The 18,379-nt window shown below is 61.4% G+C and carries 20 protein-coding genes and 1 tRNA gene; 3 read left to right on the forward strand and 18 right to left on the reverse strand.

The annotated features are described in order from the left end of the window. The 4 genes from INF37_RS07425 to INF37_RS07440 all read right to left on the reverse strand — a co-directional run. On the reverse strand, positions 1-217 hold a 217-nt coding region (locus tag INF37_RS07425), incomplete at its 3' end, for a transposase (RefSeq protein ID WP_193537461.1). A 276-nt stretch (positions 218-493) separates the two neighbouring features. Further along, complete coding sequence (locus INF37_RS07430) at positions 494-787, reverse strand: hypothetical protein (RefSeq protein WP_193537463.1); 294 nt, start codon at positions 785-787, stop codon at positions 494-496. 1 nt (position 788) lies between these two features. Continuing rightward, positions 789-1,334, reverse strand: a complete 546-nt coding sequence (locus INF37_RS07435) for a DUF6883 domain-containing protein (protein WP_193537465.1) — start codon at positions 1,332-1,334, stop codon at positions 789-791. A 141-nt stretch (positions 1,335-1,475) separates the two neighbouring features. Next, positions 1,476-1,552: transfer RNA gene (locus INF37_RS07440), tRNA-Pro, on the reverse strand. Positions 1,553-1,687: 135 nt separating this feature from the next. Between INF37_RS07440 and INF37_RS07445 the strand changes: the two genes are divergently transcribed. Genes INF37_RS07445 through INF37_RS07455 form a run of 3 tightly spaced genes read left to right on the forward strand, consistent with a single transcriptional unit; the run spans position 1,688 to position 3,547 of the window. Next, on the forward strand, positions 1,688-2,077 hold the full coding sequence (locus INF37_RS07445; protein WP_101693350.1) for a spore cortex-lytic protein: 390 nt from the start codon (positions 1,688-1,690) through the stop codon (positions 2,075-2,077). A 19-nt stretch (positions 2,078-2,096) separates the two neighbouring features. Beyond that, positions 2,097-3,254: a peptidoglycan-binding protein gene (locus tag INF37_RS07450; RefSeq protein WP_193537467.1), complete on the forward strand. Its 1,158-nt coding sequence runs from the start codon at positions 2,097-2,099 to the stop codon at positions 3,252-3,254. Positions 3,255-3,277: 23 nt separating this feature from the next. Next, positions 3,278-3,547, forward strand: a complete 270-nt coding sequence (locus INF37_RS07455; RefSeq protein ID WP_193537469.1) for a hypothetical protein — start codon at positions 3,278-3,280, stop codon at positions 3,545-3,547. Positions 3,548-3,602: 55 nt separating this feature from the next. Here the strand turns inward: INF37_RS07455 and hisE are convergent, their stop codons facing one another. From hisE to INF37_RS07525, 14 genes are all read right to left on the reverse strand, one after another. Continuing rightward, the gene (gene hisE, locus INF37_RS07460) at positions 3,603-3,935 is read right to left on the reverse strand and encodes a phosphoribosyl-ATP diphosphatase (protein WP_193537471.1); all 333 of its coding nucleotides are present in this window, start codon (positions 3,933-3,935) and stop codon (positions 3,603-3,605) included. A 3-nt stretch (positions 3,936-3,938) separates the two neighbouring features. Next, the gene (gene hisI / locus INF37_RS07465) at positions 3,939-4,274 is read right to left on the reverse strand and encodes a phosphoribosyl-AMP cyclohydrolase (RefSeq protein ID WP_101693354.1); all 336 of its coding nucleotides are present in this window, start codon (positions 4,272-4,274) and stop codon (positions 3,939-3,941) included. 51 nt (positions 4,275-4,325) lie between these two features. Then, positions 4,326-5,081 (reverse strand): imidazole glycerol phosphate synthase subunit HisF, encoded by a 756-nt coding sequence (gene hisF, locus INF37_RS07470; protein WP_193537473.1) that lies wholly within the window; start codon positions 5,079-5,081, stop codon positions 4,326-4,328. After that, positions 5,075-5,797, reverse strand: coding sequence for a 1-(5-phosphoribosyl)-5-[(5-phosphoribosylamino)methylideneamino]imidazole-4-carboxamide isomerase (hisA, locus tag INF37_RS07475; RefSeq protein WP_193537475.1), 723 nt, complete (start codon positions 5,795-5,797; stop codon positions 5,075-5,077). Before hisA ends, hisF begins: the two co-directional genes overlap by 7 nt. Then, on the reverse strand, positions 5,794-6,402 hold the full coding sequence (gene hisH / locus INF37_RS07480; protein WP_193537477.1) for an imidazole glycerol phosphate synthase subunit HisH: 609 nt from the start codon (positions 6,400-6,402) through the stop codon (positions 5,794-5,796). Before hisH ends, hisA begins: the two co-directional genes overlap by 4 nt. Further along, complete coding sequence (gene hisB, locus INF37_RS07485; RefSeq protein WP_193537479.1) at positions 6,402-7,013, reverse strand: imidazoleglycerol-phosphate dehydratase HisB; 612 nt, start codon at positions 7,011-7,013, stop codon at positions 6,402-6,404. Before hisB ends, hisH begins: the two co-directional genes overlap by 1 nt. Next, positions 7,013-8,314 carry a histidinol dehydrogenase gene (gene hisD / locus INF37_RS07490; protein WP_193537481.1) on the reverse strand — a complete coding sequence of 434 codons (1,302 nt, stop codon included), beginning with the start codon at positions 8,312-8,314 and terminating at the stop codon, positions 7,013-7,015. Before hisD ends, hisB begins: the two co-directional genes overlap by 1 nt. Beyond that, positions 8,311-8,961 (reverse strand): ATP phosphoribosyltransferase, encoded by a 651-nt coding sequence (hisG, locus tag INF37_RS07495; RefSeq protein ID WP_101693360.1) that lies wholly within the window; start codon positions 8,959-8,961, stop codon positions 8,311-8,313. Before hisG ends, hisD begins: the two co-directional genes overlap by 4 nt. Then, positions 8,958-10,127, reverse strand: coding sequence for an ATP phosphoribosyltransferase regulatory subunit (gene hisZ, locus INF37_RS07500; protein WP_193537483.1), 1,170 nt, complete (start codon positions 10,125-10,127; stop codon positions 8,958-8,960). The genes hisG and hisZ overlap by 4 nt, the downstream gene beginning before the upstream one ends. Positions 10,128-10,267: 140 nt before the next feature. Next, a complete protein-coding gene (locus INF37_RS07505; RefSeq protein ID WP_186962731.1) occupies positions 10,268-10,780 on the reverse strand; it encodes a ferritin in 513 nt (170 codons plus the stop codon). Between the two features lie 79 nt (positions 10,781-10,859). Beyond that, positions 10,860-15,020, reverse strand: a complete 4,161-nt coding sequence (locus INF37_RS07510) for a PolC-type DNA polymerase III (RefSeq protein ID WP_193537486.1) — start codon at positions 15,018-15,020, stop codon at positions 10,860-10,862. A gap of 35 nt (positions 15,021-15,055) precedes the next feature. Beyond that, the gene (gene ispG, locus INF37_RS07515) at positions 15,056-16,093 is read right to left on the reverse strand and encodes a flavodoxin-dependent (E)-4-hydroxy-3-methylbut-2-enyl-diphosphate synthase (RefSeq protein ID WP_193537488.1); all 1,038 of its coding nucleotides are present in this window, start codon (positions 16,091-16,093) and stop codon (positions 15,056-15,058) included. A 16-nt stretch (positions 16,094-16,109) separates the two neighbouring features. Next, complete coding sequence (locus INF37_RS07520; protein ID WP_101693365.1) at positions 16,110-17,168, reverse strand: M50 family metallopeptidase; 1,059 nt, start codon at positions 17,166-17,168, stop codon at positions 16,110-16,112. Positions 17,169-17,231: 63 nt separating this feature from the next. Beyond that, positions 17,232-18,368: a 1-deoxy-D-xylulose-5-phosphate reductoisomerase gene (locus INF37_RS07525; protein ID WP_193537490.1), complete on the reverse strand. Its 1,137-nt coding sequence runs from the start codon at positions 18,366-18,368 to the stop codon at positions 17,232-17,234. Positions 18,369-18,379 lie beyond the last annotated feature (11 nt).

An 18,379-nucleotide genomic window follows, 5' to 3' on the forward strand; every position in this document is an offset into this window, starting at 1 on the left:
GGGTGACATCTCCAGAAGTGGTGGTGAGATTTCGGCTATAGTGGCCGCTGCGATAGCCCTGGCGCTGCTCATTGCGTTCATACCGGGCAGCCTGGGTCAGTTTCTGAGCCTCGGCCTCCAGCAGCTCGTTGAGGGTTTCCTCTACGCTGCCTCGTACCAACTCCTTGAGCTGCCCCTTGATAACTTCCTCGTTTAGCTGTACAATCTTCTCGGACATGGTTTGCTGTCTCCTTTCGAATGGTGGTGTCGCAACTTCATTCTACCAGAGATCTGCAAACCATGTCTTTTTTTGTTTTTGCGAAACTTATTCTACCTGACCGGAGAGAATAAGCAAAAAGTTGCACGCTTCCGTACAACTATCACAGAACAATTTAAAAAATAAAAAATCGGAGTACCCCGAAGGATACTCCGATTGGTCCGAGTGTCATTAAAGGATCTGTGGAAATCCAGTAATATCAATGGTTTGCAAGCAGCAAGCAAGAGCTTTATCCAATCAAATCATATAATTGGAAATACCCTCTGCCTTTTTCTCTTTTTCTAGTGCATCAAACTGCGCCTTGATTTGCTCATTCACATCTGGGGACATAACAGGGATCAATTTCAGATCCTCTTCTTTCATGTAGAGATCTGCAATATCTTCCTTATCTCCACATTGAGGAAAGAGAACGACCCAGCAACCGTCTTTTGGCTCCTCTTCCCAGACGACCCCTTGCATTCCTTTGTGAACGCCTTCTTTTGCATAGCTGTCTTTTTCTACAATCACTTCTACACAGTCCATCATCTTCATTTTATTTTCCCCCATACGGCGTATTCAATTTGAGTTTTCCGTTCGGCATAATCATCCATCCAGTAATAAATGACACGCTACCTGATTCGCCTTTTCTGGGAATCGTAACTCTGATATTAATTCGCTGGCCTCGTTTATCCAACTTTCCTAACGTATAGTCACCGGATAGGTATTTTTCAAGTGCCTGTTTCTCAATTTCATTCTTAAGCCACATGGAATCGGAAACAGAATAGCCCCAACTTTCAAATGCTCGATTTTTTCCATGCCTATATGTATTTTCTGGGTCAAATAGATAGGGATCAAATTTGCTGTAATCGCTATATGATGTTGCATTCATCAAAACCAAAGCATAAGGAATCGGGTCTAATGTGCAGTGACAATAAGGATGATGTGGACAAGGTGGGGCTTTTTCTTTCTGAAACCAACAACCATCTAATTTCAGACATTCTTCACAGTGAGTTTTTCCTTCTGAATGATGTGTCCATTTGACCCAGCTTGGTAGTCTGGCACCCTTTTGTATTGTACCGAAACATTGCTTATAGTACAATAGTTATTCCCCCTTTTGAAAGTATAAGAAAATCATTCTTTACAAATAGAGGGAAATAAGCAAAAAGTTGCACGTTTCCGTACAACTATCACAGAACAATTTGGAAAATAAAAAATCGGAGTACCCCGAAGGATACTCCGATGGTCCGAGTGACTGGATTCGAACCAGCGGCCTCTTGAACCCCATTCAAGCGCGATACCAAACTTCGCCACACCCGGATTTCGTCGCCTCACCAGACGGCTTATATAATATAGCATATCTTTCCTCCTTTGGCAAGCCCTTTTTTCAAAAAATTTTTGACACATCGGAAGCGGCCTTTCCATACACTGAAAAAGAAAAAGGAGGAATGCGCTTTGGCTTCCATCGGAACCATCATCACCCGTATTTACGCCTCCCAGGCCCGTCTCCCGATCCAGGGTGCCACCGTGGCCTTTACCCAGGGCGCCGCCAATGAGCGGCAGACTCTGCTGGCCGTCCGGGTCTCCGACGCAAACGGTCAGACCGCCCCCGTCCGCCTTACGACACCCAGCCAGTCCCAGGGTACCAGTCCCGGCGGAGAAACCCCCTATGCCCTGTGCAATATCTGGGCGGAGGCCCCCGGATACGAATACCATGTCATACAGGGGGTACAGGTCTTTCCCGGTACGGAGACCATCCAGGAGATCGAACTCACCCCTCTCCCCCTCACGCTGCCCAACCACCAAAATACCGACACCGCCCAGATCACCCCCCAAGAGCTTTGATTCGATTGGAGTGAACGCCATGCCGTCCACCGTACTCCCGTACATCCCGCAATATATTACCGTGCATCTGGGCCCTCCCGGGTCAGACGCCGAAAATGTCACGGTCTCCTTTCCAGACTATGTAAAAAATGTGGCCTCCAGTGAGATCTACCCCACCTGGGAGCCCGCAGCGCTCCGGGCCAATATCCTGGCTATCATCTCTTACGCCCTCAACCGGGTCTATACCGAGTACTACCCCAGCCAGGGCTATCCGTTTAACATCACCTCTTCCACCGCGTACGACCAAAAATACATCCATGGACGCAACACCTATGAGAATATCGACCAGATCGTGGACGAGATTTTCAATACTTACATCCGCCGGATCGGCTATGTGGAACCTCTGGCCGCAAAATTCTGCAACGGCACCACCACCACCTGCGATGGCCTTTCCCAATGGGGCAGCCAGGATCTGGCCAAACAGGGCTATGACACCATGGACATTCTCCGCTATTATTACGGCGACAACATCGAGCTGGTCAGCAACGCGCCCATTCTGGGCATCCAGTACTCCTATCCCGGCGCTCCGCTCCGGCAGGGAGCCCAGGGCCCCGACGTGGTCCAGCTCCAGACCATGCTCAACCAAGTGGCCAGAGATTATCCAGCCATTCCCCGTATCCAGCCGGTGGACGGGATCTTCGGCCCCTCCACGGAACAGTCCGTCATCCGCTTTCAGGAGATCTTCGGACTCACCCCGGACGGTGTCGTGGGGAATGCCACCTGGTATCGACTGGTCTATCTCTATGTGGGAATCCGCGACCTGTCCGAACTGGTCAGCGAGGGACAGACCTTTTACAGCTTCCAGCTGCAAAATCTCAACGACGGGCTCCTCACCCTGGGCAGCCAGGGCGACGGCGTCAAGGTACTGCAATACATGCTCACCGTGCTCTCGGAATTTTACCCCGATGTCCCCGCGGTGGAACAGGACGGCATCTATGGTGACAGCACCCGGCGCTCCGTGATGGCCTTTCAGCGACACGTAGGTCTGCCGGCCACCGGGGCGGTGGATTCCGCCACCTGGACCGCCCTTTACCGCGCCTATGAGGGCATCCGCGATACCGTCATCGTTGACGGAAACCTCTTCCCCCTGGCCTCATTTGTCGGGGAGCAGGGCCAGCCCGGTACAAACAGCCCCTGACCTTACCGATAGGAGGTGATCTTGTGTACCATGCGATTCCCCCCGGGACACGCTGCCCGGAGTGCGCCCATGCCCAGCGGCTCTTTCTGGAGCTCTCCACCGCTCTCTCCGGAATCGAACGCTGCCCCGCCACCGGTCTGCACACCGGTGCCTCTGTCCGCAATGTCATGTGGCTCCAGCGCTCCCTGGGGCTGGCACAGACCGGAGTGATGGACGACACCCTGCTCTCCGTCCTTGCCGCACTCCACCGCTCCGCCCGCCGCTGTTCCGGCTGTTATGGAGCATCCGTTTAAAACATACCAAAGCGGGGGACGGCAAGCCGTCCCCCGCTGTTTGCTTCTCTTTGTCTTAAGTCTCCCGGTCCACGGTGTGGAACTGTTTCAGGTTGCCGATTTTCTGACTGCGCCGGTCCAGCTCCTCCATCACGGCGCTCAGCGGGATCTCCTGGGCTGCCAGAAGCACCATCAGATGATAGATGAGGTCGGAAATCTCTCCCACCGTCTCGGGGGCCACCCCGTTCTTGGCGGCGATGATGGTCTCGGCAGACTCCTCACCCACCTTTTTCAGGATCTTGTCCAGTCCCTTGTCAAAGAGATAGCAGGTATAGGAGCCCTCCTGCGGATTGCGTTTGCGCTCCAGTACGACCTCGTATAATCTCTCCAGTACGTCTTTCTCGCACATGGTTTATCCCTCCTGTGGTTCCATTGGTATCTCATTGAAAAAGCAGCTCTCCCGCCCAGTGTGGCAGGTGGGCCCCACCGGTTTGCAGAGGTAGAGCAGTGTGTCGGTGTCACAGTCGGTGATCATCCGCTGCACCCGGAGGAAATGGCCGGAGCTCTCCCCCTTGTTCCAGAGCTTCTTCCGGCTCCGGCTCCAAAACCAGGCCGTCCTGGTCTGGAGGGTGCGCTCCACCGCCTCCCGGTTGGTAAAGCCCAGCATCAGCACTTCCTTGGTGTCGGCCTCCTGAATGATCACAGGGATCAGATCCGACTTGGTGAACAGGCGGTCCAGATCAAACATATCCCTTTCCCCTTTCCGGGAGCTGCGGCTCCCTTTTCCTTCTCTCCCGGATCAGCGCACCGGGATACCCCGGCCCCGCAGATAGTCCTTGACCTGTGGGATGCTCAACTCCCGGAAGTGAAACAGTGAGGCGGCCAGCGCCGCGTCACAGCCGGTCTCCCGGAACACCTCCTCGAAGTGCTCCAGCTTGCCGCAGCCGCCCGAGGCGATGACCGGAATCCCCACCGCCTGGGTCACCGCCCGGGTCATGGGGATGTCGAAGCCGGCTTTTGTCCCGTCGGCGTCCATGGAGGTGAGCAGGATCTCTCCGGCGCCCAGGGCCTCTCCCCGGCGCACCCACTCGATGAGGTCCAGTCCGGTGGGCTTTCGTCCCCCGGCCACCACGACCTCCCAGCCGCCGTCTCCTCTGGCCCGGGCATCCACCGCCAGGACCACGCACTGGGAGCCGAAGCGCTCCGCCGCCCGGGCGATCAATTCCGGGTTGGCCACGACGGCCGAGTTCATGGAGATCTTGTCCGCCCCCGAGCGGAGCAGGGTCTGCACATCCTCCACCGTGCGGATGCCGCCCCCTACGGTGAGGGGAACAAAGACCTGCTGTGCTGTCCGCTCCACCACATCGGCCACTGTCTTGCGGGCCTCCACCGTGGCGGTGATGTCCAGAAAGACGATCTCATCCGCCCCCTGGTCCGAGTAGTACTTTGCCAGCTCCACCGGGTCGCCCGCGTCGCGGATATCGATAAAGTTAACTCCCTTTACAACCCTTCCGTCCCGGACATCCAGGCAGGGTATGATCCGCTTGGCTAACACTGCGCTCCCTCCTCCCGGACGGCCTGTGCCAGATCCACCGCCCCGGTGTACCAGGCCTTCCCGATGATGGCCCCATACAGGCCCTGACGGCTGAGGGCACGCAGATCTTCATTGGAGGAGACGCCGCCCGACGCCACGATCTGGCCGGAATAATTCTGGCGGAGGGCCTCCAGCTGGGCAAAGGACGGACCGCTCAGAGCTCCATCGGTATCGATATCTGTAAAGATAATCGTCTTTACACCAATGGACTCCATCTCTTTGACAAAATCCAGATAATCCAGGCCGGAGTCCTGGACCCATCCGGCCGTACGCACCTTTCCGTCCTTGGTGTCCACGCCCACGGCGATCCGCTCCCCGTACCGGGATACCGCCTCCCGGACAAAGGCCGGGTCCTCCACCGCGGCAGAGCCCAGGACGGCCCGCCACACCCCCAGCCCAAAGACCTCTTCCAGATCCTCCATGCTGCGGATGCCGCCGCCCAGCTCCACCCGCAGGCCGGACTGCTCTGCCACCGCCCGGACCAGCGCGCCGTTCTGGCGCACCCCGTCCCGGGCTCCGTCCAGGTCCACCATGTGGACATATCTCGCACCCGCCTGCCAAAAGGCCCGGGCAGTCTCCAGCGGGTCCTCTGCCACCTGGTGAACCGTTGTAAAATCTCCTTTGTAAAGCCGAACTACTTTTCGGTCTTTCAGGTCAATGGCCGGAAATAAGATCATCGGTTCAGCCCTCCGAAATTTTTTAGAATCTGAAGCCCTGTCTCGCCGCTCTTTTCCGGGTGGAACTGGCAGCCGTAGACGTTGCCGTTCTGGACCGCCGCCACCACCGTGGCGCCGTAGTCGGTGGTGGCGATGACCTGCTCAGGGCGGGTCTCCACCCCGCAGAAGGAGTGGACAAAGTAGACGCAACTCCCCTCCTCTACCCCGGCAAAGAGCGGGGAGTCATTGGGAAAGGCGAGCTGGTTCCAGCCGATGTGAGGCAGCTTCTCTGCCGTCTCTATCTTACGGATACATCCACTGACAAGCCCTAATCCTTCACAGTTTCTGACCTCTTCTCCCCGCTCAAAGAGGAGCTGCATGCCCAGGCAGATGCCAAGCAGCGGCTTGCGTCCGGCCTGCTCCAGCAGCACCCGGTCCAGGCCGCTCTCCCGCAGCCGCTCCGCCGCGTCGGGAAAGGCCCCCACTCCGGGCAGGAGGATAGCGTCCGCCCGCTCCAGTACGGCGGACTCCCCGGTGATCTGAGTTGAAACCCCTACATAGCGCAGGGCGTTAGTCACGCTCTTCAGGTTGCCCACGCCGTAATCCACGATGGCCGTATATCCCATCACAGCACCCCCTTGGTGGAGGTGACGCCGGTACCGGTGATCTCCACGGCCTCCCGTACGGCCACCCCCAGAGACTTGAAGAGGGCCTCGGTGATGTGGTGGGCGTTTTTGCCGTAGAGGCATTTCATATGCAGGGTGAGCCCGCTGTTCATGGCAAAGGCCCGCATGAACTCCTCGGTAAGGCAGGCGTCATAGCTCCCGATCATGGGCTGGGGCATCTCCGCATCAAAGACCAGGAAGGGACGGTTAGAGAAGTCCAGGACCGTGAGGCACAAGGCCTCATCCATGGGGATGTAAGCGGAGGCAAAGCGGCGGATACCCTTTCGGTCCCCCAGGGCCCGGCTCAGGGCCTGCCCCAGAACGATACCCACATCCTCCACCGTGTGGTGGCCGTCCACCTGGAGGTCTCCCTCAGCCTCCAGCTTCAGCCCCAACCCGCCATAGAAGGCAAAGGCGGTGAGCATGTGGTCGAAAAAGCCGATGCCGGTGGACACCTGGATCTCTCCGCCGCTCAGGCAGAGGTCTGCGCGGATGCAGGTCTCCTTGGTTTTCCGCTCCAGAACATAGGCCCGGATGGGTCCGTCTTTCTCGTTGTAGATGGAAGCCTCCATCACTTCCCCTCCCCTCTCGCTCCGGCAGCTTCAAAGCGCACGCGGATGGAATTGGCATGGGCGGTGAGCTTCTCGGTCTCGGCCAGGGCGATGATCTCCTCCCGAATGGGGAACAGGCTCTCCCTGCTGTACTCGATGACGCTCATACTCTTCAAAAAGCTCTCCACGCTCAGAGGAGAGAAAAACCGCGCCGTCCCGCTGGTGGGGAGCACATGGTCCGGACCGGCCAGGTAATCGCCCAGCGGCTCGGGAGACCACGCCCCCAGGAACACCGCCCCCGCGTTTCGGATGGCGGGCAGCAGGGCCCGGGGATCCTCCGTCATGATCTCCAGATGCTCGGGCGCGATCTCATTGGCGAGGGCAGCGGCCTCCTCCAGGTCCCGGCATACGATGGCGCAGCCGAAATCCCGCAGAGAGCACTCCATGATCTCCGAGCGGCTCAGGTAGCCGGTCTGCCGCACGATCTCCGCCCGGACAGCCTCCGCCAGCGCGCCGCTGGTGGTGAGGAGCACCGCAGATGCCAGCTTGTCGTGCTCCGCCTGGCTGAGGAGGTCGGCGGCCACAAACCGGGGATCGGCCGAACCGTCAGCGATGACCAGCACCTCGGAGGGACCGGCCACCATATCGATGTCCAGCGTACCGTAGGCCAGGCGCTTGGCGGTGGCCACATAGGCGTTGCCCGGGCCCACCAGTTTATCCACCCGGGGAATGAAGCCCGCGCCCCAGGTCAGGGCAGCCACCGCCTGGGCCCCGCCAACCGCGATGCAGCGGTCCACACCGGCGATTTTGGCGGCGGCCAGAACGGCATTGCTCAGGTTTTCCGTGGGGGGCGTCACCATGACGATCTCCTCCACCCCCGCCACACGGGCGGGCACCGCGTTCATGAGCACACTGCTGGGATAGGCCGCCGTGCCGCCGGGGACATAGATCCCCACCCGGGTCAGTCCCCGGACCACCCGGCCCACCCGGCCGCCGTCCGGGGATGCCCACTCCACACTCCGGTGGAGGAGCTTTTCATTGTAATCCCGGATATTGGCCGCGGCGTGCTCCATAGCCCGGATGAGCTCGGGCGGACAGGCGGCATAGGCCGCCTCCATCTGCTCCCGGGTGATCTCATAGGGTTCCCGCCCATCAAAGCGGAGGGAGTACTCCCGCACCGCCTCCAGCCCGCGGGCACGCACATCCTCCATCACGGCGCGCACCGCACGCTCGATCTCGCTATTCTGTTCAGCCGCCCGCTGGCGCATGGCGGCGATCACCGCCTGCTCCCGCGTGCCGTCGGCCTGAATGATCTCGATCATGTCTCTTCCCTCCGCCGTTTCAATTCCGCCTCACAGCGGCCGATCAGGTCCTCGATCTGGGCCTTGTGGAGCTTCATGCTGGCTGTATTCACAATGAGCCGTGCGCTCACCTGGGCCACGTCCTCGATGGGGACCAGCCCGTTCTCCCGCAGGGTGGCTCCGGTCTCCACGATGTCCACGATGCCGTCGGCCAGGTCCAGGATGGGCGCCAGCTCCACCGAGCCCTCGATCTTGATGATGTCCACGTCCATTCCCTTCCGGGCAAAGAACTGCTTGGTCACATTGGGGTATTTGGAGGCCACCCGCCGGGTGCGGTAGGTGCCGTAGAAATCGCTTCCCTCCCGGACGGCCAGGGCAAAGCGGCAGCGGCCAAAGCCCAGGTCCAGCACCTCGTAGAAGGACTTTCCCTGCTCCAGGATGGTATCCTTGCCCACGATCCCCAAGTCGCAGACCCCGTGCTCCACATAGGTGATGACGTCAGGGGCCTTGGCCAGCACCGCCTCCAGGGGATAGTTGGGCAGAGCGTGGATGAGCCGCCGCCCGGGGCTGCGGATGGGCGAACAGTCCAGCCCGATGGCCTCGAAGAGCTCCACGCTCTTGTCCTGCAAGCGCCCCTTGGTCAGGGCAATGCGGAGATTCTGTCTCATACCTCTACCATCCTCTCTCCGTCGGCATCCAGTACCAGCACATGGAGCGCGCCCTTGGAGCGTGCCAGGGCCAGCGTCTCCTCCAGTGTCTCACAGGGGGAGAGCTCACAGGTCCCGGCCGCCCGGCCGTCCACCGCGGTCAGCGCCCGGTCCAGCTCCCCTGCGGCAAAGTGGACCAGCGTGCCCACCCTGGGGAGCTCTGTCCCCGGCCGGCAGGCGGCCACCGCGTCCACATCCACCGCAAAGCCGGTGGCCGGGGCGGGACGGCCGAAATCACCCACCAGACGGTCATAGCGCCCGCCGGAGAGGACGGCGTCCCCCGCCCCCTCCACATAGCCCCGAAAGACCACGCCGGTATAGTAGTCGATCTGGTGGACCAGTCCCAGGTCAAAGCGCAGATACTTTCCATAGCCCGCGCCGCATAGGGCCTCATAGAGCTCCCGCAGATAGGAGAGGGCCTCGTTCTCCCCGGCCAGGGCCTCGGCCTCCTCCAGCACCTCTGCCCCGCCAAAGAGACGGGAGAGCTTTCCCAGGGCGGCTGTGGCGCTCTGCCCCTGATAGGGGGCCAGGAAATCCCCCAGCGCGGCGAAATTCTTGCCCTCGATCAGAGTTCGAAGCTCCTCCACCTGATCCTCCTCCAGCTCCATGCGCTCGGCCAGAGAGCAGAAGAATCCGGCGTGTCCCAGCTCAATGTGGAACCGGGCCAGCCCGCAGGCGCGCAGGGCGTCCACCGCCATGGCGATCATCTCCAGGTCCGCCTTCCGGCCCGCCGCGCCGATGAGTTCCACCCCGCACTGGGCGATCTCGCTGCTGCCTCCCCGGTGCTGGTCGCCGGAGCGGAACACCGTCTCGGCATAGTAGAGCCGCTGGGGAAGCGGCAGATGCTTGAGCTTGGTGGCCGCTACCCGGGCGATGGGGGCGGTGCAGTCGGGCCGCATGACCATGATCTTCCCGCTGCGGTCGATGATCTTGAGCATGGCCTCCTGGGGAATCGGGTTCCCCGAGCGGAGAAACAGGTCGTAGAACTCCACCTCCGGCGTACTCACCTCAGAATAGCTCCGCCGACGGAACAGATCGGTCAGTGCGGTCTGCGTATCCCGCCGGTCCCGGCATTCCGCAAAGAGTCGGTCCCGGGTACCCTCCGGGGTGTGAATCGTATAGGCCATAGCGCGCCGCCCTCCTTCTTCATCGCTTTACCACGCTAATATACTATAACAAGAGCACTTTGTCAAGCTCTTTTGGTTTGGGAGAACGGGAGATCCGACAAAACGGCCCCTGTCCGCAGTGCGGACAGGGGCCGTTCCTCTTACAGCACCAGCGAAGGGGCGGAATAAACCCGTCCTGCCATTTCGCTGTTGAGCATATACAGGCTCTTGGCATCGTCTCCAAAGAGCTTCATCTTTTTGATGAGGTCCTCGGCGTTCTTCTCCTCCTCGCCCTGCTCCTTGACAAACCAGTCCAGGAACTGAGTGGTGCGGAAATCCCTGACTTCATGGGCCGCCTCGTACATCTCGTGGATCAGGCTGGTGACATAGCGCTCGTGCTCCAGGCCAAACTCCAGCACTTCCAGCTTATCCTTCAGCACCTTGTCCGGCTTGGCAATGGCATCCAGCGTGACCTTGCATCCGTTGTTCTGGAGATATTTCAGGAAGAGCATGGCATGGTCCCGCTCCTCCTGGGCCTGGATCTGATACCAGTTAGCAAACCCGTCCAGACCAATGTCGTCAAAATAGACAGAGAAATCCAGATAGAGATAAGCGGAATAAAATTCCTTGTTCACCTGATTGTTCAAAAGCTCGGCTACCTTTGCGTCCAGCATTGTGAAACACTCCTTATCTATAAAAGTAATCTGATTTCATGGTATCACCCCCGGTCGGAAAACGCAAGCCCGCGTCCCCTTAGAAGAGGGTGATCTGGCTGGTCTCCGGCATCCCGTCCAGGGCTCCGGCCGCCTTGAGCTGCTCGATATGGGTCTTGGACACCTTGGGACAGGCGGCGGAGAACTCCTCGATGGAGATGAAGTGCTTTCCCTCCCGCTGCTCCAGGATGGACCAGGCCGCGGTCTCGCCCAGACCGGGAATGGCGGTAAAGGGTGGGATGAGGGCCCGCTTCTCCCGGTCCACCCGGAAGAGGGTGGCGTGGGACTCGTAGAGGTCCACATGCCGGAAGGTGAAGCCCCGGAGATAGAACTCATAGACCACTTCCAGCGTGGTCATCATATCCTGCTCCACGGCGGTGGCCGCCTTCTCCTTGGCCGCGATCTCCTTCATCTTGGCCTGGGCGGTCTCCATTCCCCAGCACATGCAGGTGGCGTCGAAGGCCTTGGCCCGGATGGAGAAGTAGGCCGCATAGAAGGCCAGCGGCTCATGCACCTTGAACCAGGCGATGCGGTAGGCCATCATCACATAGGCTACCGCGTGGGCCTTGGGGAAGAGATACTTGATCTTCTTGCAGGAGCCGATGTACCAGTCGGGGACCCCCGCGGCCTGCATCTCCTCCTCCGCCCCCTCGGGCAGCCCTCTCCCCTTTCGCACCGACTCCATGATCTTGAAGGAGCGCTTTTCCGGCATACCGCAGGAGATGAGGAAGATCATGATGTCATCGCGGCACCCGATGGCCTGTCCGACCGGGATGCCCTGGTTGACGATCAGATCCTTGGCGTTGCCCAGCCACACGTCGGTTCCGTGGGAGAAGCCGGACAGACGCACCAGAATGTCAAACTGAGTGGGCTGGGTATCCACCAGCATCCCCCGGACAAAGGAGGTACCGAACTCCGGGATGGCCACCGCCCCGGTTGGGCCCAACACCTTGTCGTTGGCATAGCCCAGCACCTCGGAGGAGGTGAAGATGGACATGGTGTCCGGGTCGTCCAGGGGGATGGTCTTGGCGTCCATCCCCGTCAGGTCCTCCAGCATGCGGATCATGGACGGGTCATCGTGTCCCAGCATGTCCAGCTTGAGGATGTTGGACTCCATGGAGTGATATTCGAAGTGGGTGGTGATGATGTTGGTCCCCGTGTCGTCCGCCGGGTGCTGGACCGGGCAGAAATCATAGATCTCCCGGTCCTGGGGAATGACCACCATGCCGCCGGGGTGCTGGCCCGTGGTCCGTTTGACCCCGGTACAGCCCAGGGCCAGGCGGTTTTCCTCGGCCCGGGTCACATGGGCCGCCCGCTCGTCCAGGTATTTCTTCACATAGCCGAAGGCGGTCTTTTCGGCCACGGTGCCGATGGTGCCCGCCCGGAACACGTGGCTCTCTCCAAAGAGCTCAAAGGTGTGACGGTGGGCCTTGGCCTGATATTCTCCCGAGAAGTTCAGGTCGATATCGGGCACCTTGTCGCCGCCGAAGCCCAGGAAGGTCTCGAAGGGGATGTTGAAGCCGTCCTTCACATAGGGCGTCCCGCACACGGGACACACCGCGTCGGGCATATCCGCGCCGCAGCCGTATCCCTCCCGCACGCCGGTCTCAAAGTCGGAGTGCTTGCAGTTGGGACAGCGGTAGTGGGGCGGCAGGGAGTTTACCTCCGTGATGCCCGACATGAAGGCCACCAGGGAGGAGCCCACCGATCCACGGGAGCCCACCAGATAGCCGTGGTCCAGCGAGTCCTGCACCAGCTTCTGGGCCGACATGTAGATCACGTCGTAGTGGCGGCCCAGGATGGCATCCAGCTCGATATTGATGCGGTCCACCACCAGCTGGGGCGGCTCTTCCCCATAGAGTGCCTTGGCCTTGCCCCATACCAGGCGCTTGAGCTCACCCTCTGAGTCCTCCAGATTGGGGGCAAAGAGTCCCTTGGGCAGGGGGACCACATCCTCGCACCAGTCGGCCACCAGATTGGTATTGTGCACCACCACGTTGTAGGCCTCTTCCTCTCCCAGATAGGAGAACTCCTCCAGCATCTCTGTGGTGGTCTTGAAGTAGATGGGAAGCGGGGAGTCGGCGTCCTCAAAGCCCTTGGTGGCCAGCAGGATGTGCCGGTAGACCTCGTCCTCCGGGTCCAGGAAGTGGACGTCCCCCGTGGCGCAGACTGGCTTATCCAGCACCCGGCCCAGCTCCACGATGGTGCGGTTGAAATCCCGGATCTCCTCCACGCTCTGAACGATGCCCTTGCGGAGCATAAAGGCGTTGTTGCACACCGGCTGGATCTCCAGATAGTCATACCAGGAGGCAATGCGCTTGAGCTCCTGGAAGTCCTTGTGCTTGACCACCGCGTCATAGAGCTCACCCGCCTCACAGGCCGATCCCAGGATCAAGCCCTCCCGGTGCTGGTTGATAAGGCTCTTGGGCATGATGGGATAGCGCTTGTAGTGCTCCAGATGGGCCTTGGACACCAGCTGATAGAGATTGCGCAGGCCCAGCTGGTTTTTCGCCAGGACGATGAGGTGTTTGGGCTGGCGCTTGGCCTTGCCCGCGCCCCGGAGCTTGGTCATGGCCGGGTTGATGGCCTGGAGGGTGTGGACCCCCCGGTCCTCCAGCATCCGGAAGAAGGGCACCAGCATATAGGCCACCGTGGCCGCGTCGTCGCTGGCCCGGTGGTGGTTGAAGGCCGGGAGGTTCAGGTGCTCGGCCACGATGTCCAGCTTGTGCTTGGAGAGCTGGGGCAACAGGTTCTGGGCCAGGATCAGGCTGTCCAGAGAGGTATTCTCAAAGGGCCGGCCCATCCGGCGGCATCCCTCGGCGATAAAGCCCATATCGAACTCCGCGTTGTGGGCGGCCAGGGGCCGGCCGGCGGCAAAGTCCAGGAAGGCGTTGATGGCCTCCTCCTGGGAGGGCGCGCCCTGGAGCATCTCGTCGGTGATGCCGGTGAGCTCCACGATGTTCCGGTCCAGAGGGCGGCCCGGGTCGGCAAAGGTGTTGAAGGTCTCGGCCACTTCCCCGTTCCGCAGCACCACGGCGCCGATCTCGGTGATGAGGTCCCGCTTTTTATTGAGACCGGTGGTCTCAATATCAAAGCAGACGATCTCCCCCGAAAAGTCCTGCTCGGTCTCCCCGTGGACCACCACCCGGTCGTCCACGTCGTTGACAAAATAGGCCTCCACCCCGTAGAGGATCTTGATCTTCTTGGCCGAGTGCCAGGCGTCCGGGAAGGACTGGGCCACGCCGTGATCGGTGATGGCGATGGCCCGATGTCCCCACGATTCGGCCCGCTTGACCACGTTTTTGTCCGGTCCCAGCTTGGGGCCCACCTGGGTCAGGGCATCCATGGAGGACATGGTGGTATGCAGGTGGAGCTCCACCCGCTTCTCCGGGGCGTCATCCATCTTGACGGTCTTGCTCCCCTCCATGATGGCATAGGGCTCCAGCACCATGTCGTTGGTGAAGCGGTCAATGTTCAGGCGGCCCTGCACCACCAGGTGCTGTCCCTTCTTCACCCCGTCCACGATGGGCTTGCCCTCCTCGCCGGGGAAGAACTTGTTGATCCGCACCGATCCGGTATAGTCGGTCATATCGAAGGAGACCACCCAGGCGCCCCGCTTCTTGAGCTCCTTGTGGTCAACGGCGAACACATCGCCCTCCACAATGACGGTCCCCATGTCCAGCTCCAGGGTGTTCATGGGCACCGCCTCCCCCTTCACCTCCCGCTTGCCGAAGAGAAGGCGGCTGCTCTTGGCGGCGGCCTTGGGCTTTGCCTTGGGCCGGGCCGTCTTGAGCTTGCGCAGAGCCTCCTGCCGGATGGCCTCGGTGCGGGCAAAGGCCTCGGCCGCATCGGCGTCCACGCCGCTGGGGACGGGCGCTTCCACAGGGGCTGGGGCCGGTGCGGGAGCCGGTACCGGCTCCGGAGCTGGAATGGGCGGGTGCGTCTCAGGAGGCGCCGCCGCGGGCGCGCTCTGGAGCAGCTCCACCCGCTGGAGACGGTATGCCTCCCGCAGCTCCCCCTCCAGACGGGCGAGGAGCGCCCTCTCCAGGTGGGGAGGCTCCTCCAATTCCGCCTGCAGCGTGCGCTCCGCCGGGTCAATCACCGCCCGCTTCACCAGAAGGCCCCGGAGCCCATCCATCACTTCGGGCTCGGATCGCCAGGCGGAAAAAAGTTGTAAAAAGGGTATCTTCTGCTCAGACATGGACCTACGCTCCTAGCTATGTATCGGTATGCGGCTCAAATCTGGTCGATGAGCCGGAACAGCTCGTCCACCAGCTGGCTCTGGGGGACCTTCTTGACGATCTCGCCCCGCCGGAAGAGGAGGCCCTCGCCGTCCCCTCCGGCAATGCCCACATCGGCAGAGCGGGCCTCGCCGGGGCCGTTGACCACGCAGCCCATAACGGCCACGGTGATGGGCTTGTCCACCGTCTTGAGGCGCTCCTCCACCTCTTCGGCCAGGCCGATGAGGTCGATTTTGGTCCGCCCGCAGGTGGGACAGGAAACCAGCTCGGCCCCCTCCCGCCGCAGGCCCACCACCTTGAGGATATCCCGGGCCGCATAGACCTCCTCCACCGGGTCCGCCGAGAGAGAGACCCGGATGGTATCTCCGATCCCCAGGGCCAGGAGTCCCCCGATCCCCACCGCGGATTTCAGCACGCCCATACGGGGCGTCCCCGCCTCGGTGAGGCCCACATGGAGGGGATAATCGCTCTGGGCGGCCATCTGGCGGTAGGCCGCGATGGTGTTGGGCACGCTGGAGGTCTTGAGGGAGACGCAGATATCGTCAAAATCATATCGGTTGAGCAGCCGGATATGCCCGAAGGCCGACTCCACCAGGGCCTCGGGCGTGGGGCCGCCGTATTTGGCCAGCAGCTCCTTTTCCAGAGAGCCGCCGTTGACCCCGATGCGGATGGGGATGTTCCGCGCCCGGCAGGCGGCGGCCACCGCCTTGACCCGGTCCTCTCCGCCAATGTTGCCCGGATTGATGCGCACCGCGTCGGCCCCAGCCGCCGCGGCCTCCAGAGCCAGCTTGTAGTCGAAATGGATGTCCACCACCAGCGGGATGTGAATGCGCTCCCGGATGGCCCCCACCGCTTTTGCGGCGGCCAGGTCCGGGACAGCGCACCGGATGATCTCACACCCGGCGGGCTCCAGACGGAGGATCTGCTCCACCGTGGCCGCTACGTCGTCGGTGCGGGTATTGGTCATGGACTGGATGGTTACCGGGGCTCCGCCTCCCACAGGGACATTTCCCACGTGAATCTGTCTGCTCATACCTGCCGCTCCCTTCTTATTGGATGAGTTTGTACACGTCGTTGACGGCTACCACCGCCATCAGGGCCAGCAGGCAGAAAAAGCCCGCCACGTTGACCGCGTTTTCATACTTCGGGTCCAGCTTCTTATGGGTAAAGAGGGTCACCACCGTGTTGATCAGCAGGAAGAAGATCCGTCCGCCGTCCAGCGCCGGGATGGGCAGGAGGTTCATCACCGCCAGGTTGATGGCGATGAAGGCCACCAGGCTCATCACATTCTGCACGGCCTGCATAGGCGTGGCCGACTGGCTCCCCACCTCACCGATGGTATTGACAATGCCGATGGGGCCGGAGAGATCCTGGAAGCCCACCGCGCCCCGGATCAGATCGCCCAGGCTGAACCAGACCATACGCACATAGTCCAGGGACTGCTTGACCGACATCTCCACCTTCACCAGGAGCGTGGCCGGACGCTCCACCGCGCCCAGGTTGATCCCCCGCAGGCGGGTCATACCCTGCTCCGTCTGCCGCTCCTGATAGGGGATGTGGAGATCGTCCAGCACCACCCGGGCGCCGTCCCGCTCCACCACCACGTCCACCGTGTCCCCGGCCCGGTCCAGCAGGAGTTTGGCGTCCCCGAAGATCCAGACCGGATGGCCGTCGATCTCCAAAAACCGGTCCCCGATCTGGAGGCCGCTGTCCTCCAGCCCGTACCCCTCCGAGAAGCTGGACACCACCGGCAGCAGATAGGCCCGGGCCGGGATGGACAGCAACAGGAGGATGACCACGCCGGTCAGGAAATTCATGAAGGACCCCGCCACCAGGATGATGACCTTGCGCCAGGCCGCCTTGTTCTCAAAGGAGCGGGGATCGGAGGAGTCCCCCTCCTCCCCTTCCATGGCACAGAATCCGCCGATGGGCAGCAGGCGGAGGGAATACTGGGTCTCTCCCTTCTTGCGGGAGAACAGCTCCGGCCCCATGCCGATGGAGAACTCGTTCACCTTTACCCCAAGGAGCTTGGCGGTAAAGAAGTGGCCGAATTCGTGGACGGCAATGAGCAGGCCAAACATCAGGATCGCGATCAAAATATACAGCATGGGACCTCCAATCAAATGAAAAAGCAGGGGCGGCGCGTGACCGCGCCGCCCCGATGGGAACTCTCAGCGGACGCAGGCGCGGGCGGCCTCATCCGCTGCGAAAACATCGTCCAATGTGTCTGCCGGTCCGGCGGGGACCCGCTCCAGCGCCCGTTCCACCAGGCGCGGGATATCCAGGAACCCGATCTCTCCGGCCAGGAACCGGGCCACGGCCGCCTCATTGGCGCCGTTGAGGATGGCGGTCGCCGTTCCGCCCCGGCGGGCGGCCTCCTTGGCCAGCGGCAGGGACCGGAAGGTCTCCTCGTCCGGCTCGGCAAAGGTGAGGACCCCGCACTTGACCAAGTCCAGCGGCTCGGTCACCGCACTTCCCCGGTTGGGCCAGGTGAGGGCATATTCGATGGGCAGGCGCATATCGGGCACCCCCAGCTGGGCGAGCACCGCGTTATCAGTGTATTCCACCAGGGAGTGAACTATACTCTCCCGGTGGACCACCACCGCGATTTTTTCCGGCGGAAGGCGATAGAGCCGCATGGCCTCGATAAATTCCAGGCCCTTGTTCATCAGCGTGGCCGAATCCACCGTGATCTTGGCGCCCATGGACCAGTTGGGATGGCGCAGGGCATCCGCCAAGGTCACATGCTCCAGCTCCTCCCGGCTTTTTCCCCAGAAGGGACCGCCCGAGGCGGTGAGGATGAGGCGCTTGACCTCTCCCCGGTCCCGGCAGCCCTGGAGGCACTGGAAAATAGCCGAGTGCTCCGAATCCACCGGGACGATCTCGGCGCCCCAGCGGTCAGCCTCGTCCATTACCAGTTCTCCGGCGCAGACCAGGGTCTCCTTATTCGCAAGGCCGATCCGCTTGCCCGCCCGGATGGCGGCCAAAGTGGGGCGCAGGCCCACACTCCCCACCACAGCGGTGATCACGGTGTCCGCCTGGGGCAGCGTGGCCGCCTCCAGAAGACCCTCCATGCCGGAGGCCACCCGAATGCCCGTGTCGGCCAGCCGGACCCGCAGGTCGTCGGCTGCCGCCGGGTCCATCAGAACAGCCAGCTGGGGCTGGAATTCCCGGCACTGGGCCTCCAGGCGCACCACGTCCCGGTTGGCCGTCAGGGCGGCCACACCGATCTGACAGGCCCGGGCCACGTCCAATGTCTGCCGGCCGATGGAGCCGGTAGAGCCCAGGATCGAGATCATCTTCTGCATGCGCTCTCCTC

It is taken from the genome of Pseudoflavonifractor gallinarum (assembly GCF_014982855.1).
In the GTDB taxonomy this organism is placed as follows: Bacteria; Bacillota; Clostridia; order Oscillospirales; family Oscillospiraceae; genus Pseudoflavonifractor_A; species Pseudoflavonifractor_A gallinarum.

Excerpts from the sequence above, each read along its gene's own strand:
- INF37_RS07430 (WP_193537463.1), bottom strand. The coding sequence starts at position 787 with ATGAAGATGATGGACTGTGTAGAAGTGATTGTAGAAAAAGACAGCTAT.
- INF37_RS07450 (WP_193537467.1), top strand. The coding sequence starts at position 2,097 with ATGCCGTCCACCGTACTCCCGTACATCCCGCAATATATTACCGTGCAT.
- hisE (WP_193537471.1), bottom strand. The coding sequence starts at position 3,935 with ATGTGCGAGAAAGACGTACTGGAGAGATTATACGAGGTCGTACTGGAG.
- hisI (WP_101693354.1), bottom strand. The coding sequence starts at position 4,274 with ATGTTTGATCTGGACCGCCTGTTCACCAAGTCGGATCTGATCCCTGTG.
- hisA (WP_193537475.1), bottom strand. The coding sequence starts at position 5,797 with ATGATCTTATTTCCGGCCATTGACCTGAAAGACCGAAAAGTAGTTCGG.
- hisH (WP_193537477.1), bottom strand. The coding sequence starts at position 6,402 with ATGGGATATACGGCCATCGTGGATTACGGCGTGGGCAACCTGAAGAGC.
- hisB (WP_193537479.1), bottom strand. The coding sequence starts at position 7,013 with ATGGAGGCTTCCATCTACAACGAGAAAGACGGACCCATCCGGGCCTAT.
- hisD (WP_193537481.1), bottom strand. The coding sequence starts at position 8,314 with ATGATCGAGATCATTCAGGCCGACGGCACGCGGGAGCAGGCGGTGATC.
- hisG (WP_101693360.1), bottom strand. The coding sequence starts at position 8,961 with ATGAGACAGAATCTCCGCATTGCCCTGACCAAGGGGCGCTTGCAGGAC.
- hisZ (WP_193537483.1), bottom strand. The coding sequence starts at position 10,127 with ATGGCCTATACGATTCACACCCCGGAGGGTACCCGGGACCGACTCTTT.
- INF37_RS07505 (WP_186962731.1), bottom strand. The coding sequence starts at position 10,780 with ATGCTGGACGCAAAGGTAGCCGAGCTTTTGAACAATCAGGTGAACAAG.
- INF37_RS07510 (WP_193537486.1), bottom strand. The coding sequence starts at position 15,020 with ATGTCTGAGCAGAAGATACCCTTTTTACAACTTTTTTCCGCCTGGCGA.
- ispG (WP_193537488.1), bottom strand. The coding sequence starts at position 16,093 with ATGAGCAGACAGATTCACGTGGGAAATGTCCCTGTGGGAGGCGGAGCC.
- INF37_RS07520 (WP_101693365.1), bottom strand. The coding sequence starts at position 17,168 with ATGCTGTATATTTTGATCGCGATCCTGATGTTTGGCCTGCTCATTGCC.
- INF37_RS07525 (WP_193537490.1), bottom strand. The coding sequence starts at position 18,368 with ATGCAGAAGATGATCTCGATCCTGGGCTCTACCGGCTCCATCGGCCGG.